We start from the raw sequence: 17,784 nt of genomic DNA on the forward strand, positions 1-17,784 counted from the left end.
TACGACTGAAATTTCATAACAAAAGTATGAATAGCTGTCAAAATCTGGATCATTTATCCTCTAATTTAATTAAATATAATTTTATTTTAAAGACTTGATAAAATTTATTAAACTGATTATCAGTATTTTAAATAATAAATAATAAAAATTTCACTACTTTGTATTGCATAATACCATTTTAATTACATATCTTTGTAATGTAAAATAAGAATAGGTTCAACTAGCTAGGAACTGAATTCTAAATATAACTAATTAAAAACCTTATTAAGATGAATACTGAAAATACCAAAGCGCAGATGCGAAAAGGGATTCTGGAATTCTGTATTTTAAGTCTTATCAATCATCGTGAAATGTATGTTTCCGACCTTATAGATGAACTAAAAAAAGGAAAACTGGATGTTGTAGAAGGCACACTCTACCCTCTTTTAACAAGATTAAAAAATGGAGAGTTTCTTTCATACAGATGGGAAGAATCAACCGGAGGACCTCCGAGAAAGTACTACCAGATTACAGAAAAAGGTAAACTGTTTTTAAGTGAACTTTTAAACACCTGGAACGAATTAACCAATTCAGTAAACCAAATCACTCAAAAAAATTAAAAAACAAAGCTATGAACAAGACACTCTCCATAGGACTCGCAGGTTTTTCTTTTACAATAGAGGAACACGCATATATAAAGCTTAGCGATTACCTTAATGCTCTAAGAAGTACATTGGACGCTTCAGAAGTAGACGAGGTAATGCATGACATAGAAATAAGAATGGTTGAAATCTTCAGAGATTCATTAGGAAAACGAGAAGTAATCAACGATACAGATGTAGAAGGAGTTATTGCACAAATCGGAACCCCTGAAAAGATCGAAGAACAGGAAGAAGCTTATTATTCTGAAAAGAATTCTAAAAGAACTGGCCATTCAGGTGCTGAATATTCTGATAAAAAGCAATTATTCCGTGACCCTGAAAGACAAAAAATCGCAGGTGTTTGCGCAGGTTTAGCTCATTATGTAGGAATGGATATCACTGCCATGAGAGCGATCTGGTTAGGTGTATTTATCTTAGGAATATTTACAGCAGCTATTTCTTCTTCATTAATAGCATTGCTTTATATCATTCTTTGGATCGTACTTCCAAAAGCAGAGACGGCAGCCGATTTTTTGAAAATGAAGGGAAAGCCTATGAACTTCGACAATCTTAAAAGCGAATCTAATAAACTGGTACAGTTTGCCAATGAATCTACACAGAGAGTCGGAGAAATATATATCGAAAACAAACCTTATATCAACAATGCAGGAAGTGGAATTTGGAACGTTGTAAGATATGTTTTAGGAGGAATCTTCGGATTGATGGCATTTGGATGTTTGATTGGAGTATTCGTAGTTTTTGGATTTATGGGAAGCAATGATTTTCCTCCAATCAACGAAATGAATTTCTACTTTGACAACGATGGAATGAGGTATGTACTAATGGCGATGATCATATTAGGAAGTTTGATTCCTGCAATGTTGTTCGCATTATTAAGTATTAAATTAATTTCCCCTAAAACAAAATTAAGAAATACAGGATGGGTTTTAGGAGCTTTGGTTCTTGGTTTAATTGCAGTATCCACTTATTTCGGAGTTAGCATGGCGAGAAAAGATATGTTCTTAAAAGGCCACAAAGAAGATACAGAAGAAGTTTCTATCAATACAACATCGGACAGTATCTATGTTGACTTAAAACAAATCGTTATTCCTCAAAACTTTATGGGATATGATGATGATCTTTATTCTGACAAAGTATCTGTTTTTAAAAGAGATTGGATTCATGTTCAGGTAACAAGAAAAGCTGACATAAAAACACCTTATTTAATTATTAAAAAAGAAGCAAAAGGTTATAACATCCCCCTTAATGTAAGTGTTCCCGTAGAAGTATTAAATAACAAAGTGATCCTTCCTAATTATGTTAAATATCCATATGATCACCGTTTCAGAGACTACAATGTAGATTATGAATTGGTAATTCCACAGAACGCAATCGTAATCCCTGTAAAGAAAGACGGAATTGATTTTGATGGGGATTTGAATGGTGACGGAGTAGATGACGATGATGAAAATAATGATGACGATCATGGAAATATCAGAATTGAAAAAAATAAAATTTCTGTAAATGGTTCTACAATCGAATACAACTCTGATGATAAAGACAGTATCATTATCAACGGAAAGAAAGTTCCAAATTCAAAAGCAGAAAAAATAATGGATTCAGTAAAGTCTGACATTAAAAAGATGAAAGGCAAAGTAGACATCCAGATAAAGGATGGAAAAGACGAAATTTCTATAAAAACCAAATAATAAACTGCAGAGAGTGGCGGAAGGTGTGAATGGAAGGCAACAGTTTGAAATTCACACTCTTCTTCTCTCATTAGCAACAAAAAACATTATTAATTAGTTCTTTATATTAAAAAATTATCTTACCTTCGTACAGTTATATTAATAATAACCAAATCATTAAAAACACACCTAAACCATGGTACAAGTAGCACTAGAAATTGTAATGAAAATCGTAGATTTAATCAGCGGTTTATTTTAAGAGCGATAATATTTCAATATATTTGTAAAGTATAACTTATTTGGTTATACTTTTTTTGTTTTTAATAGAAAATATATGAAAAAACTAATCGGCAAATTAATGTTGAAACTCATGGGTTGGAAGGTCGTTCTTCAGGGCGATGTCAACAGCCTGAACAGGTGTATTCTTGTAGTAGCACCACATACTCATAATATGGAATACATATTGGGGAATTTCGCCTATTGGTCGTTACAAAAACCATTAAAAATAATTATCAAAGATGCTCATACCAAAGGATGGTATGGCGGGATCGTAAAAAATCTTGGCGGAATCGGAATCGACAGAAGTCAGAAAAATGATCTGGTAAATTTCGTTGCCAAAGAATTCGCTAAAGAAGATTTCAGCTTGGTGATCACGCCCGAAGGAACAAGAAGCTGGGTGCCAAAATGGAGAAAAGGTTTTTACCATATGGCATTGGCAGCAAAAGTGCCCATCGTACTGGCTGCCGGAGATTTTAAGAAAAAAATCGTTTATCTAGGATATACTATTCCCTATGAAAGAATAGCTTCCGTTCCTTTTTCAGAGATCATGGACGAAATTAAAAATTACTACATTAAAAACGATATTACACCAAAAGTTCCTGCTAATTGGAATCCGAATATCATGGGAACAGAGAACGAACAGCAATCATAAACAGTGAATTAATAGATAATGATGAGTAACTCCTCATTATTTATTACATTACTTTTTAATAAAACCATACTGATACTATATGAAAGACATGACCAAAGATGAGCTATTAAACTTCCTTAACAACTGGGGTGAAGAAACAATGGCCAAAGCACTTGAAATAAGATTCATTGATATCGATCAGACCAACGAAACACTTACTGCTACAATGCCGGTTTTACCAAGGGTTCATCAGCCATTCGGCATATTACATGGTGGTGCAAGCTGTGTTTTAGCCGAAACTTTAGGCTCTAGCCTATCTAATATATTCATAGATGGTGAAAAATATTATGGTGTAGGAACTAATATTAACTCCAACCACCTGAGAAGCAAAAAAGATGGAATCATAACGGGAACTGCACGATTTATAAGAAAAGGAAGAACGATGCATGTTTCTGAAATCGAAATCCGTGATGAAAAAGGCCAGCTGATCAACCATACAACAATGACCAATAATATCATTAACAAGTAACTCGATGATTAATAATAAATATAAGACTCAAATTTTTTGAGTCTTTTTTTATATACTTGCTGCAACCTTTTTATTTTTTATCATCTTATAAGAAAATTAAGCATCCATGAAAACTTTCATTTTACCTTTCTTATTTTTATTAATATCCATAGTTTCCTGCAAACAAGATAATGATGAGCTTTTAGAAAAGAATACAACATCTGTTGATTTATATGTAGCAGGAGTTGAAAATAACCAAGCTTGTTATTGGAAAAACGGTCAAAAGATAATTCTTCCTAATGGAACGGGACTATATGCTATGCAGATTATCGTTGAAAATAACAATGTATATGTGTACGGAGGAATGACTTCTGAATTTGCAAATATCCCTCCATCAAAACATTTGTACTTATGGAAAAACGGAACGAGATATAATTTGGATGAATATTTACAAGATGTACCAGATCCGGATCCAAATAATTATTTTGATATTTCTTCAAAGATGGTTGTTGAGAATGGAAACATTTACTTCTGTGGTTCTCTTAGAAACCCTAATCCTTTACCCAATCAAGGGCCGAACACTTTTTATTCATGGAAAAACGGTATAAAAACAATGATTTCAGATAGTAATGAAGGTTTAATTTCCGGAACTTACGCATTAATTAATAATGACATTTACTTAAGTATAAGGAAGAACCAGCAGTACAATCCAATTACATGGGAAACCGGATTCTACAAAAACTCCACTTATTTTCCTCTAACAAATGACTCACATATTTTGGATTTTTACAAGGATAGTACTGGAATATATGCTTACATAAGAAACATTTTGACAGGTGAAAAGTATTTCAAAAATATACAAACCAATGCTATCTTATCACTTCCTTCAAATCCTCCAGGAGAAATTACACTCGTTGTATGGGACAATAATGACAAATATTATATTGGGGACAATTTTTATTACAAAAACAGTACTTTAATTCAATTAAATGATCCAAATGGATATAATAAGATTGCTAGGTTTAACATTAAAAATAATCAAATCTATACAATAAGGTATAAAGATGGTTCAAATCCATCACCTTTTGCAAAAGTTTTCATCAATGACACTGAAGTTCAAAGCCAACCTATAATAGGTGTTTCAGATCCTAATGTTGGTGGAATTTTATCAATTTTTATCGATTAATATTAATGCAGACATACGATTGGCAAACTATATACATCAACTACTCCCCAAAACTCTTGGGGATTTGCCGTAGATATATACAGGATATTTATGCCGCTGAAGATATTGTGCAAGATAGTTTTATAACAGCCATACAAAATAAGAACCAGCTCAGAGATGAAAAATTACTCTTTGCATGGTTAAAAACAATTGTAGTGAATAATGCCCTGCAATATATAAGAAAGAGCAGTAAAGAAAGTTTCATTACAACGGAGCTTTCAGAAATCCCAGATATACTTTCAGAGATGAATCACCCTTCTTTAGACGAAAAAATATTTTTTAAATATGACTTCACAAGAGATCAACTTCTGTCTTCAATAGATAATTTACCAGAGCATCACAAATCTGTTTTCAATTTATTTTTTATTGAAAATCACTCACACATGGAAATTTCAGGTATGTTAGGAATAACTGTTAATACCTCAAAATCTCATTTATTAAGAGCAAAAAAGTCTATTCAAAACTATTTGCTTGGCAATGTGGATCATCATACACCAAAAAATAAAAAGAAAATTACGCAATTGCTTGTCCTCTTTGGATTTGGCGGTTTATTATGGGCACAAACTTTCAGAAGTAAATTTTTGGATTATAGTATTGCGCCTTCTAAAGTATTTGATATTTCTGAAAACATTTCTATTAAGGTAACTTCCCCTCCGATAATCTCATCGCTGGTATGGAAAAAGAAAGTGATCATAAGTTCTATGACTTTATTAATTATTGTAGTCTCTATCTTTATAATAAAATCAAATAAAAATCTTCATTCAAAAGAAACCTCAATAATTACATCTGATAAAACCCCAGACAACGAACATAAAACAGTAGAAATAACTTCTCAAAATCTTAAAAAAAGTTCAATTTCAGTTGATCAACCTTCGGAAAAAGCTTTAAATGGGGACAATTCTCAAATTCCAATTGTAGAATCTCAATCTACATCTGAAGAAAAAAGTATAGACAGCAAAGAAAAATCAAAGAAAGTCATTTTGAAAGATTCCATTCAGAATGCTCCAAAAAAAATTATTGTGGTAAAGAAAATTATCCAAAGGGATACAATATTTATAGAAAGATAAAAACTAATAATCCAAAACTATGTTTCTCAGAAGACTGCTTCTCTTATTTCCAATTATATTGTTTCACTTTTCAAAAGCTCAAAAAAAGAAAAATGATACGGTTTATGTTTATGAAAAAGTAATTGTATATGATACCATTTATTTAGAAAAACCTATAAAAGCAAAATTGAACAGCATCTCTGTTCCTCAATTAAATATAAATAAAACGGAAATTAAAGATATCATTCGAGAAAATATTGTAGAAAATGAAACCAATTCACGAAAACAAGATTCATTACCAACAAACTTCCAATATGGTATTACTGCTGGAGTTGGGCTAAAAAACAGCAATTGGGCAAAGGAGCTTTCAAATAAAAAACAACAGTTTGGGGAGAGTATCGGAGTCTGGGTATCAAAAAATATTATTACTCCAAGATTATCACTGATGCTTTCGGCAAGTGTTTATTATTGGAATTCAACATTTGATCTGGATGCTAATAAAGAAGACACCTACTTAAATGGATTCTATTTTTCCAATGATCAACAACCCCTGCTTTTCCAAAGATTTAATAATAAACATTTTGAATATGCACTTCAATTAAAAATATTTTACGAATGGAACAATATCCGACCATTTGTGGGGTTTTTAGCCAATAGGAATATCTATAAAATGCAATTTTTAGTTCCTGAAAACAATGTTCTGGACAAATTGGATGATTTTAAAAACACTCAAAATAATTATGGTTTCACCCTGGGGATAGAATATCGTTTTATGCGGAGATTTTTGCTATCTATAGATTATCAACGATACAAAATGAAGAATATATCATTAAAAAACTCTTCATTTGATTTTGACATTTTTGACAGTAATAATACCTTTGCAGAAAGAAAGATCAACTTAGGCTTATCTTATATTATTTCTAAGTAATTTTTTCTAAAAGCATTGGCCTAATGATTTACTTTAAACTTCCCTTTAACGAAAAACTGTATACCACCGGAGAAGATTCTTCTAAAATATCAGTTACTTTTCATTCATTTGATAATTCTGAACAATTATATTTCAAAGGAAATATTATAGAAATACAATCTGGAGATTTCGAAAAAAAAGAGATAACAAGTCAATCTTTGCCCAAAGAGAATAATCATTTTATCGCTGAAACGGAGGATGAATATATCCGTAAACTCAATGGTGTAATTGAAATCATCAAAGAAAATAATCTTCCTAAGCTCGTTTTATCACGAAGAAAAATAATCAGAAATTTCAATACAATTGATTTAAAGGAGAGTTTCAAACGTCTATGTAATTCTTATCCTAATGCTTTCAGGTACATTTTTATTAATGATGAAAACTGCTGGATGGGTGCCTTTTCAGAGGTTTTAGGAAAATTCGATAAGGTTACTCACACATTTGAAACGATGAGCCTGGCAGGCACCCTACCGGTCTCTGAAGATTGGTCACAGAAAGAAATTGAAGAGCAAAAACCAGTATCTACTTATATTGAAAATGTTTTTGAAAAATACGCTACCTCAGGTCATATTGAGAAATCTCCAACGTATGATCATATTTCAGGAAATATCAAACATCTAAGAACGGACTTTAAAGCAAATATAAAACCTGAAGATATTGACAAAATTATTACAGAGCTGCACCCTACTCCCGCTGTTTGCGGAATACCTAAGGATTTCTGTAAGGAAAAAATTCAATGGATTGAAAAATTCCCACGTGAATTCTATGCTGGATATATCAAAATTGAGACAGAAGAAACTGTTCAGTATTTTGTGAATCTGCGATGTGCAAAACTCTATAAAGACGCAGTGCATTTATTTGTTGGTGGCGGAATTACAGCACAAAGTAACCCTAAAAAGGAATGGGGAGAAACAGAGTTAAAATCCGAAGCTGTATTTAAGAATCTTGTTATCTCTTGACTTTGCCAGAGTATATCTTTTTAAATCTATTAGTGTAAATTAAAATTATTAATTAATTTACATTTGAAAAAAGGTGTCTAATTATTTATAATGCCGAAATATACCAAAATCTGTAGGTGTCCACAAAGCTGCTTTTTGTCCGGCTGCTTTTAATGCATTGTTTGTCCATGTATTGCATGTGTATAAGAAATTATAACTTCCATTGGCATCATAAAACGCATCATTATCACTATACACAGCATTGGTAGGAATCAGAATGAAATTTCCATTTTTATCCTTGTCAAATTTATCTTCTACAAATTGTACCAATTTTTTGTATTGTGATCTGCTGATCATGATCATCTTACAATCATCGCCTTCCTTCATTGTATTATAGTAGGTACAGTGCATTGCAGATTCACTTAACCAGAAAGCCGCTTTAAAAGCTGTTGAAAATTTTAAATCGGACCAGGTTGGAGTATCCAGATAAAAGCCTTTATCACCCCAACCGATTCCTATATATTGATAGTCGGTTCTTTTTGAAGCAATATTGGAAAAAGGGACTTTTACACTCCAGTCCTGCAAATCATTTTTTACAGGCATTACAATATCCGTATGTACTCCATTGGTATAAATATAAATTGGAACCTCTTTTGTCTCACCATCATCTTTTGCTGAAACTTCAATAAAAGGAATTAGAAGGCCCAGTACGACATATAAAGCAACAATCCCAAGAATGATCCCCAAAGCTTTTAAGAATATGATCAATATTTTTTTCACAAGTATGTTTTTGTAAAGATTAATAAAACTTAATTTTTAATTTATCACAAAACTATTTGTTTTAATCGGAAAAATAAGTATATTTAGGTATGAAATAGTTACAAATATGCGTAAAAACACTAAATCCCAAAAAAGATTTAAAGTAAGAGTAAAAATAGCTCCAAAAAGAATACAAAAAAAACGTTGATTTTCTAAGAGATTTTATCTTTTTGAAAGTCAATTTTTCTTTTTTAGGAAAGGCTTTTTAACGAATTCTTATCACTAAAAATCTTCATCTCCTTATCCCTTAAAGGACAAGGCATGATCAACAACCCTCTTTAAATTTGGAATGTAAAATTTTCAAAAGAGGATTTATCACCAAATATCTGACTTAAAGTTTGTCTGAAGATGATTCTAAGAATTCAATATTTCTTTTTAAGCCCGCAAATTTTGTTCTTTTAACAGGAGATTTTCTAAAAATATCAGAGAATAATTCTTGTGTAAGTTCCTTCCATTCACCTTTTTTGAAATTTTTAAGCATTTCATTAGGTCTGAACCTGCTTTGAAGGTTTGGTGCTGAAAACCTATTCCATGGGCAGACATCCTGGCAAATATCACAACCAAACATCCAATCCTGCATCTTATCTTTAAAATAGTCAGGAATCTCAGTTTTCAATTCTATTGTTGCATAAGAAATACATTTACTTCCATCAATAAGCTTATCTGAAACAATAGCATCTGTTGGACATGCATCTATACACTTTCTGCATGTTCCACAATGATTAGTTGTTTCATGGTCGGCAATAAGTTCCAGGTCGCAGATAATTTCTGCTAAAAAATAAAAAGAACCGTTTTGCTTTGTAATAAGGTTAGCATTTTTACCCACCCAACCAATTCCTGATTTTCTTGCCCAGCTTCTCTCAAGTATGGGTGCAGAATCTACAAAGACCCTGAATCCAAACTCGCCGATCTCTTCTTGCAGCTCCATTACCATTTCTCGAAGGATCTCTTTGATTACTTCATGATAATCTTCGGCATAGGCATATTTTGAAATCTTATAGTTTTCGAGGGTCGAAATCTTTTCTTCAGGAAAATAATTGTAAGATAATGAAATCACAGATCTAGAACCTTCTACCAATAACCTCGGATCCAGTCTTTTATCAAAATGATTTTCCATATATTTCATTTCTCCATGGAAGTTATTCTTAAGCCACAGTTCTAGATTCCGAGCATCTTCCTCAAGAAAATCTGCTTTGGAAATACCACAATTCTGAAATCCAAAACGTTGAGCTTTGGACTTTATCAGTTCAGAATATTTTTCGGCAGTTGAATTCATGATTTCTTATTGCAAAACTAAGATTATTTTATAAATTTGCCGCCTTTATACTTTTTTACTAAATACGTATAAAAACCTAAACCCGAAAAATCTAAACCATGAAGAAAATAGGTCTGTTAATTGGACTTTTTACTTTGAGCATGAACTATGCACAAATCAAATTTGAAAAAGGATATATCATTAATAATTCAGGCGAAAGAACCGAAGTATTGATCAAAGATGTAGATTGGAAAAACAATCCCACCGATTTTGAATATAAACTTAATGATTCTTCTGCGCCAATAAAAGAAAGTGTAAAAAATATTGCTGAATTTGCTATTGATAATTCTGAAAAATATGTACGGAAGACAGTAATGATAGATCACTCTTCTGATATTATTGCCTATATTTCAAAGAATAAAACACCAGATTTCAAAGAAGAAACACTGTTTCTAAAATATGTTGTTGAAGGAAAGGCAAATTTATATTATTATCAAAATAATGACACCAAAAGATTTTTCTACAATATTGATCAATCTGATATAAAGCAGCTTATTTATAAGCCATATTACGTTAATGAAAGTTTGATCCGCTATAATAATGAATATAAAAAGCAGATCGCAGAAAATCTTACATGTGATATCGAAAATAAAGAAATTGAAAGAGCAGATTATAAAACGAATGCTTTGACAAGAATTTTCGTAAAATATAATAATTGTTCAAATGGCGGTTCTGTTAATTATACTCAAAATAAAGAAAAAAGAGACTTTATTAATTTAAATATCCGACCAGGAATTAGCAGCTCAAAACTTCAGACTACATTTAATTCTTATGATCCAGCTGGAAAAACAGATTTTGACAGGAAATTTTCCTTTAGGATTGGAGCTGAGCTCGAGTTTATTTTACCTTATAACAAAAATAAATGGTCAGTTTTTATAGAGCCTACTTATCAATATTACAAAACAGATTCTGAAACAGTAGTTAATGTTGGAACTTATTTTGAAAGAAAAATCACCCAAAATATAGACTATAAAGCATTAGATGTACCTATTGGGGCAAGACATTATATGTTCCTGAATGATAAGTCCAAGATATTTATTAATGCTGCATTCATCATCGGTATTGGTCTTAATTCTTCTTTCAAAGAAGGAAATACTGAAATGAAAATAAAATCTGCCAACAATATTGCATTCGGTGCTGGATATAAATATAATGACAAATTCAGTGTTGAGCTTAGGGTACATACCACAAGAAACCTCCTAAGAAATTATGTTATGTGGGACTCCAATTATAATAATATGTCATTAATTTTTGGATATACACTTTTCTAAGAATTAAGTTTCAACAAGAAAGTTTTTTAAGAAAAAAAATACGTATTTTCGTTATTATTTTAATGATTAAAACCCAACAGCTATGCCTTTAACAGAAGTATTAAAATCAGGAAATTATCAATTAATAGACGTTCGTGAACCAATGGAACTGGAAATGGACGGTAATATAGAAGGTGCTCAAAATATTCCACTGGGTGAAGTAGAAGATAGAAAAGAAGAAATTCTATCTATTGAAAAACCAGTTGTTATATTCTGCAGAAGTGGAAACAGAAGTGGAAAGGCATTGGAATATCTTAATTCTCAAGGCTTAAAAGACGGTTATAACGGCGGAGGCTGGGCAGACCTGAAAGCAACAATCGAAGCAAATCAAGGAACTTTTTAAGTTCCTTTTTTTATATGGTTTAATGATATGAATTTGCAAGAAAGATTTAAACAAAACCTATTCTCCTACACTCAGGATCAAAATACACTTGATATCCTATGGAAGGAAATTGAAACTCAATATTCGCAAAAAGGAAGACATTATCATAATCTGGAACATCTGAATACTATGTTTTCAGAGCTTGAAATGGTAAAAATTAATATTTCACATTTCTCTAATATTAGCTTTTCAGTGTTTTATCATGATGTCATTTACGATGCCTCTTCTAAAGCTAATGAGGAAAAAAGTGCAGAGCTAGCTACATTCAGACTTCAAAGGTTCAATGTTGATCAAAAGTCTATCGAACAGATTTCTGAGCAGATTTTAGCAACCAAGGCTCATCAACGATCTAATGACAGTGACACTAATTATCTTTTAGATGCTGATTTATCAATTTTGGGAAAAAGACATCGAAACCTATCTTGATTATACTAAAAAAATCAGAAAAGAATATTCTATTTATCCTGATCTTTTGTATAAACCTGGCAGGAAAAAAGTACTGAAACATTTCCTGGAATTAGAAAACATTTTTAAAACCGATTATTTTAAGGATCGATATGAAAAACAGGCGCGGATAAATATTGAACACGAGCTTGATAACTTATAAGTTCCGGCTAAAATTTCAAAGGTTTTGAATAAACTCTGTTGCTTTTTTTAACACCAAATCCGGCACCTCCTTATGAGGTGTGTGTCCGACATTTGGAATGATGTATTTATCTGAAATCCCACTTACCTGTTCTATTGTTTTCTCCACCTGATCTAAAGTTCCATACTCATCTGCATCTCCCTGAATAAATAGTAAGGGACAAGTAATATCTTTTAATAAGTATTCAATATTCCAATTTCTATAACTTTCTCTGGTCCAGGTTTCCGTCCATACTTTAAAAAGCCTTTCAACTTTATCTCCGTGGTATTTTTGTAAACGTTCAGGAAGGTTGGTGGTCTTATAAGCTTCCCAGGCATCATATACACCTTTTAGAGTAACTTCTTCAACAAATATATGCCCAGCTTCACAAATAACTGCCTTTACGTTTTTAGGGTATTTGCTAGCGGTTATCAAAGCGATTGTTCCGCCATCACTATGTCCAAACAAAATGGCATCTGTGATATTCAGTTCTGTTAAAAGATCTTTTAGTAAATCCGCTTCGATTTCCATATAGTTATTCGGTCTTTCATCTGTCAGCATTGGATCAGACTTACCATAACCAAGCCGGTCATAAACCAGAACATTACATTGGGAACCTTCTGAAAGTTTCATAGGAAAATCCCGCCATAATTGAGTACATCCAAGAGAGTCATGGAGAAAAATCAAGGTAGGCCTCTCTTCAAGTGAATGATTATATTCTATATAGAGTTTTTTTTCTTTTACTTCTATTAAATTAGTTGGCATAAAATTCACAACGTCATTAAAACTTAGGCATTTTCACCTCTTCAAACTCTTTCAGTAAATTTTTAAAGACTGTTTCAGCTGGCAGTATATCATTAATTAAAGCAGAAACCTGTCCTATTTCTAATTCTCCATCTTCCATATCACCTTCGAACATTCCCTTTTTTGCCCTGGCTCTTCCTAAAGATGCGGCTAAAGCTTCTGCATCTCGTCCTAACTGATAAATATTTTCCAATTCATTAAAGAACTTATTTTTAACCATTCTTACGGGTGCTAATTCTTTTAGAGTAAGATGGGTATCTCCTTCCTTAAGTTCTGTAATCTTCTTTTTCCAATTTTCATGAGCACTAGCTTCGTTAGTAGCCGCAAAACGGGAGCCAATTTGTACCCCATCTGCACCCAGAATCATTGCTGCTTTCATTTGAGAACCTAAAGCAATTCCACCTGCAGCTATTAAAGGTTTAGAAATGTGCTGTCTTACATTGGGAATCAAACAGAAAGTTGTTGTTTCATCTCTCCCATTATGGCCTCCTGCTTCAAAGCCTTCAGCTACAATAGCATCTACCCCTGCTTCTTCACATTTTACAGCAAATTTTGTAGAAGAAACAACATGTGCTACTTTTATTCCTTCCTTTTGCAACGTTTCCGTGTAAGTTTTTGGATTTCCGGCAGAAGTGAAAACAATCTTCACTCCTTCCTCTAAAATAATCTGGATAATTTCTTCAATATTTGGGTAAAGCATAGGAACATTAACTCCAAAAGGCTTATCTGTAGCCGCTTTACACTTTTGAATATTCTCTCTTAATATATCAGGATACATACTTCCTGCGCCGATCAAGCCTAACCCGCCACAATTGGAAACTGCTGAGGCAAGTCTCCATCCTGAATGCCAGATCATCCCAGCCTGGATAATTGGATATTTTATATTAAAAAGTTTTGTAACCCTATTTTGTTCCGATTCCATATCACGAAGCTTTTTGGCTGTCGTAAAATCTATAAAATTGCTCATGCTGTAAAAATACTAAAAACAAAGATTTCAGGCATTCCGTTTTTAAGAATATTCACTCTGATTCTTATCAAATTTTGTAATGATCCAGGGTTTCATCAATTATAAAACTGATATCTAAAAATTTTTGAACCAGTTGAGAAGTATCCTTTTCAATACTGTCAGGTTTCAACTCAATCCATCCTTCCATTAATGTTAACGGACCATATTGTACACTCACATTAGGCCAATTATCGCTGTTATTGATAAACTGCTCTCTAAATCGTTCTGCAAAATTTCGGCTCAAAATTTTATATCCTTTTAATTCCCTTAACTTCAAAGCGTGAATATTATAGTATATTTTGTTTTCCTGAATCGCTTTATCATTAACCCAGACAGAAAAAAAAATTCTTCCATTGGCAATTAATGGTGATTGTGGATTGCTAGACCACTCAGATTTATACACTTTCAATGCTAAAGATTCCATAACACTACCTATAGACACTTTCAATTTCAAATCATCCAATTCTTTTTTTAAAATTGTTGAAATTGCCGATTGAAATTTATTTTGGTAAAAATTATAATCCATTTCTATTTGTTTTAAAATAAAATATTTATGGTATTAAAAACAATAGGCTAAAAGTAATTACTTTTAGCCTATTGTTTACAAAAAAAACCTTCAGACTAACTGAAGGCTTTTAATTTATTTCTTTAATGCCTCTTTCTTCCAGTTTCCTTTGAACTTACAAGAATCGTAACGGCTATCTATTGATATGAAAGTCGTTGGTAATTTTGAATTCACAAATTTTTCAACCATTTCATTTCTTTTCTTATTAAGAGCCATCTGCTTTATTCTGTCATAGTCAGTCTCTAAAGTGATCTGGTGAGCAGGAATTACCTCTTCGATCTTTACAATCTTAACCACTTTTCTTTTTCTTTCATCTTCATCATCAAAAGCATTTGTTAGATCATCTTTGTTAAGACCTGCCAATTCGTAGCTAATTGTTCCTGGAATACTTTCTCTTTCAATTTTATTAGAACCATCAGCTCCGGCAATTACCCCACCATTGAACTTAGTTTTCTTATCGTCAGAATATTTAAAAGCAGCATCTTTAAATGTGATCTTTCCTTCAACAATTAAAGTTTTGATACTATCTAATTTCTTTTTTGCTGTTTTAATCTCATCATCTGTAGGTGTAGCCATTAAAAGAATATGTCTTGCATCATAGATCTTTCCAGATTTTTTCACCAGTTGAATAATATGGTAACCAAATTCTGATTCTATAGGATCTGAAATTTCTCCTTCCTGTAAATTAAGTGCGGCAGCTTCAAATGGCTTTACCATCTGACCTTTAGAGATATTTTTCATCAAGCCACCTGTAGATGCGGAACCTGGATCTTCAGAATAAATTCTAGCCTGGCTTTCAAATGATTCTCCACCTGCAATATCCTGTTTGATCTTTTTTAATTTATTGATCAGTTCGTCTTTGTGCGCTTCCGTAAGCTTAGGGTACATCATGACCTGGGCTAAAGAAACTTCATCCTTGATCTCAGGCAACTGAGCTTTATAAAGGTTATAAAAATCGGTTACTTCATTAGGAGTAACATCTGCTTTATCAGTAACTCTTTGGTATTTTGCCTGTCCATAATATGTATCAGTATCTATTTTTTCAATAGCATTTTTCATTTCATACCCATTTCTGAACTTATAAGCTGCCAACATTGCTTTTTCGTCTGGGAACTGAGAAAGTAATTGAGAGTACTTAGCATTTGCCTGGCTTTTTATAGCTGCAGATCTGTTTTCAATTAATGTATCTTTCTTAGCTTCGTATACAAGAAGTTTGTTGTTGATCAGATTCTCCAAAAACTCACACTTATCCGTATTGGAAGCTCCCTGCTGTTTTGCATAATTCATCTGTTCATTTACATCAGACTCCAATACAATTTCATCTCCAATTACAGCAGCAATACCATCCACTAGGTCTCCTTGTTTTATCTGAGCTTTCATGTTGGTAGCAAATAGCATCACAAAAACTCCAAAAAGAAAAGTGATCTTTAGTTTATTTATCATTTTAGTATTTTAAACAAGTTGCAAATTTAGAATTCTTAATGAATTACACTAAATTTTTTATTATAAATATTTCTTAAAAACACCTATTTATTGTAGTTCAACATCAAATGTTGTTAATTCTTTGAATTGTCTCAGTCTGCTGAACATATCAGACTCGCTTACTTCCTCAATTCTTTCCGTTCCAAATTTTTCAACAGTAAAGGATGCCATAGCAGAACCAACGATCAAAGCAGATTTCATTGTTTCGAAATCGATCTTCCCTTTTTTAGCTAAATAAGCTGCAAAACCACCTGCAAAAGTATCTCCAGCTCCTGTTGGATCAAAGACATCTTCTAATGGAAGTGCCGGAACAGCAAAAACCTTATTATCGTGGAAAAGTAATGCTCCATGCTCACCTTTTTTAATGATAACATATTTAGGCCCCATTGTAAGGATCTTTTTTGCTGCTTTTACAAGAGAATACTCTCCTGACAACTGTCTTGCTTCTTCGTCATTAATAGTGATCACATCAGTTTTAGCGATCATATTCATTAAAATATCTAAAGCTGTATCCATCCAGAAATTCATTGTATCAAGAACAACAAGTTTAGGACGTTTGTTCATTTTTTCAAGAACTGATAACTGAACTCCAGGATGTAGATTTCCTAATAATAAAATCTCAGAATCCTGCATAGAGTCTGGAATTTTAGGATCAAAATTTTCCAAAACATTCACCTCCGTAGCTAAAGTATCTCTAGTATTTAAATCATTATGATATTTACCTGACCAGAAAAAAGTTTTTCCTTCTTTTACAATTTCAAGTCCTTCAATATTTACATTTCTGTCTGTAAACATGTCTAGGTGTTCTTGTGGGAAATCTCCTCCTACAACAGAAACAATTCCTGATTTCACTCCTAATATAGATGAAGTGATTGCAATATAAGTGGCGGCTCCGCCTAAAATTTTATCTGTCTTACCAAATGGTGTTTCAATTGCATCAAATGCAACACTCCCAACAACTAAAAGTTTCATATATTTTTCAATGTATTTTAAACTGATTTATTTTTTCCATTCAAAAGTATCTAGCAGGTGTTTCATATCTTTTTTGATATAATCCACAGCAGGAGCTAATGAATCCGGTTTCGGTCTTGTATTAAAGTATAGATAGGCAGTCACAAAATGTTTTGTACTGTCCGTAATGTAAAATTGAAGGTTAGAAGCACTCTGTCCTTTTAATTCGTAAAAGTTTCCATATACCTTTTTTTCAGGATATTCGAAAGACTTCGTATCAATAGCACTTGCTTTAATGGTATGTTCATATACCATTTTTTCAGCTTCTTTAATATGATCTGCAAAATCATTTTGAATCGGATAATAGGTAACGAAGATCTTAGCCTTCATTTTAGGATAATTCAAATAATACCAGCAAGGCTTTTTAGCATCTGTCATTGTCGCAAAATCTGAATACTCAAAGCTGTAAGCACAGTTAGATTCAAATTTTTGATATTTTGGTGTGGGATACTCCAAACGTAATTCTCCGTAAGGTTTTGGAATTGGATCTTTTCCACATGAAATTAAAAGCAATGAAGCAAATATAAAAATGACTTTTTTAATCATTTTGCAAAAGTACAAAT

Annotated in this window: 19 protein-coding genes; 11 read left to right on the top strand and 8 right to left on the bottom strand. The window is 32.3% G+C overall.

The features are described 5' to 3' along the window. Positions 1 to 269 precede the first annotated feature (269 nt). The 8 genes from AC3WRL_RS15100 (at position 270) to AC3WRL_RS15135 (ending at position 7,923) form a co-directional block, all read left to right on the top strand. Positions 270 to 599, top strand: a complete 330-nt coding sequence (locus AC3WRL_RS15100; RefSeq protein ID WP_214826979.1) for a PadR family transcriptional regulator — start codon at positions 270 to 272, stop codon at positions 597 to 599. Between the two features lie 11 nt (positions 600 to 610). Continuing rightward, a complete protein-coding gene (locus AC3WRL_RS15105; RefSeq protein WP_214826981.1) occupies positions 611 to 2,329 on the top strand; it encodes a PspC domain-containing protein in 1,719 nt (572 codons plus the stop codon). 313 nt (positions 2,330 to 2,642) lie between these two features. Further along, positions 2,643 to 3,239: a 1-acyl-sn-glycerol-3-phosphate acyltransferase gene (locus AC3WRL_RS15110; protein ID WP_214826983.1), complete on the top strand. Its 597-nt coding sequence runs from the start codon at positions 2,643 to 2,645 to the stop codon at positions 3,237 to 3,239. A 79-nt stretch (positions 3,240 to 3,318) separates the two neighbouring features. After that, positions 3,319 to 3,747 (top strand): PaaI family thioesterase, encoded by a 429-nt coding sequence (locus AC3WRL_RS15115; RefSeq protein ID WP_214826985.1) that lies wholly within the window; start codon positions 3,319 to 3,321, stop codon positions 3,745 to 3,747. Positions 3,748 to 3,853: 106 nt separating this feature from the next. Further along, on the top strand, positions 3,854 to 4,912 hold the full coding sequence (locus AC3WRL_RS15120; RefSeq protein ID WP_492330658.1) for a hypothetical protein: 1,059 nt from the start codon (positions 3,854 to 3,856) through the stop codon (positions 4,910 to 4,912). Positions 4,913 to 4,917: 5 nt separating this feature from the next. After that, on the top strand, positions 4,918 to 6,018 hold the full coding sequence (locus tag AC3WRL_RS15125) for an RNA polymerase sigma factor (protein ID WP_492330659.1): 1,101 nt from the start codon (positions 4,918 to 4,920) through the stop codon (positions 6,016 to 6,018). Positions 6,019 to 6,037: 19 nt separating this feature from the next. Further along, positions 6,038 to 6,925, top strand: coding sequence for an outer membrane beta-barrel protein (locus tag AC3WRL_RS15130; RefSeq protein WP_492330660.1), 888 nt, complete (start codon positions 6,038 to 6,040; stop codon positions 6,923 to 6,925). Positions 6,926 to 6,948: 23 nt separating this feature from the next. After that, the gene (locus tag AC3WRL_RS15135; RefSeq protein ID WP_492330661.1) at positions 6,949 to 7,923 is read left to right on the top strand and encodes a chorismate-binding protein; all 975 of its coding nucleotides are present in this window, start codon (positions 6,949 to 6,951) and stop codon (positions 7,921 to 7,923) included. An 81-nt stretch (positions 7,924 to 8,004) separates the two neighbouring features. Here AC3WRL_RS15135 and AC3WRL_RS15140 read toward each other — a convergent pair whose 3' ends face one another. Together AC3WRL_RS15140 and queG are read right to left on the bottom strand one after the other, a co-directional pair. Beyond that, on the bottom strand, positions 8,005 to 8,682 hold the full coding sequence (locus AC3WRL_RS15140) for a TIGR02117 family protein (protein ID WP_261512879.1): 678 nt from the start codon (positions 8,680 to 8,682) through the stop codon (positions 8,005 to 8,007). A 370-nt stretch (positions 8,683 to 9,052) separates the two neighbouring features. After that, positions 9,053 to 9,997: a tRNA epoxyqueuosine(34) reductase QueG gene (gene queG / locus AC3WRL_RS15145; RefSeq protein ID WP_214826997.1), complete on the bottom strand. Its 945-nt coding sequence runs from the start codon at positions 9,995 to 9,997 to the stop codon at positions 9,053 to 9,055. Between the two features lie 98 nt (positions 9,998 to 10,095). Between queG and AC3WRL_RS15150 the strand changes: the two genes are divergently transcribed. The 3 genes from AC3WRL_RS15150 to AC3WRL_RS15160 all read left to right on the top strand — a co-directional run bounded on the left by AC3WRL_RS15150 (position 10,096) and on the right by AC3WRL_RS15160 (position 12,154). Continuing rightward, entirely contained in the window at positions 10,096 to 11,307 is a 1,212-nt protein-coding gene (locus AC3WRL_RS15150; RefSeq protein WP_492330662.1) for a porin family protein, read from the top strand. Between the two features lie 82 nt (positions 11,308 to 11,389). After that, a complete protein-coding gene (locus tag AC3WRL_RS15155; protein ID WP_214827003.1) occupies positions 11,390 to 11,689 on the top strand; it encodes a rhodanese-like domain-containing protein in 300 nt (99 codons plus the stop codon). Positions 11,690 to 11,716: 27 nt separating this feature from the next. Beyond that, positions 11,717 to 12,154, top strand: coding sequence for an HD domain-containing protein (locus AC3WRL_RS15160; RefSeq protein ID WP_492330663.1), 438 nt, complete (start codon positions 11,717 to 11,719; stop codon positions 12,152 to 12,154). Positions 12,155 to 12,350: 196 nt separating this feature from the next. On the opposite strand, the gene AC3WRL_RS15165 is transcribed toward AC3WRL_RS15160, so the two are convergent. The 6 genes from AC3WRL_RS15165 to gldD form a co-directional block, all read right to left on the bottom strand. Further along, positions 12,351 to 13,118 (bottom strand): alpha/beta fold hydrolase, encoded by a 768-nt coding sequence (locus AC3WRL_RS15165; RefSeq protein WP_492330664.1) that lies wholly within the window; start codon positions 13,116 to 13,118, stop codon positions 12,351 to 12,353. A 16-nt stretch (positions 13,119 to 13,134) separates the two neighbouring features. Beyond that, positions 13,135 to 14,124: an NAD(P)H-dependent flavin oxidoreductase gene (locus AC3WRL_RS15170; RefSeq protein WP_251040511.1), complete on the bottom strand. Its 990-nt coding sequence runs from the start codon at positions 14,122 to 14,124 to the stop codon at positions 13,135 to 13,137. Positions 14,125 to 14,191: 67 nt separating this feature from the next. Beyond that, positions 14,192 to 14,689 carry a hypothetical protein gene (locus AC3WRL_RS15175; protein ID WP_261512886.1) on the bottom strand — a complete coding sequence of 166 codons (498 nt, stop codon included), beginning with the start codon at positions 14,687 to 14,689 and terminating at the stop codon, positions 14,192 to 14,194. Between the two features lie 114 nt (positions 14,690 to 14,803). Beyond that, a complete protein-coding gene (locus AC3WRL_RS15180; protein WP_214827012.1) occupies positions 14,804 to 16,171 on the bottom strand; it encodes a peptidylprolyl isomerase in 1,368 nt (455 codons plus the stop codon). 87 nt (positions 16,172 to 16,258) lie between these two features. Then, positions 16,259 to 17,182, bottom strand: a complete 924-nt coding sequence (locus AC3WRL_RS15185) for a PfkB family carbohydrate kinase (protein WP_492330665.1) — start codon at positions 17,180 to 17,182, stop codon at positions 16,259 to 16,261. Positions 17,183 to 17,209: 27 nt separating this feature from the next. After that, entirely contained in the window at positions 17,210 to 17,767 is a 558-nt protein-coding gene (gene gldD / locus AC3WRL_RS15190; RefSeq protein ID WP_214827018.1) for a gliding motility lipoprotein GldD, read from the bottom strand. Positions 17,768 to 17,784 lie beyond the last annotated feature (17 nt).

The organism is Chryseobacterium sp. FW101-FHT12H09 (assembly GCF_058790395.1).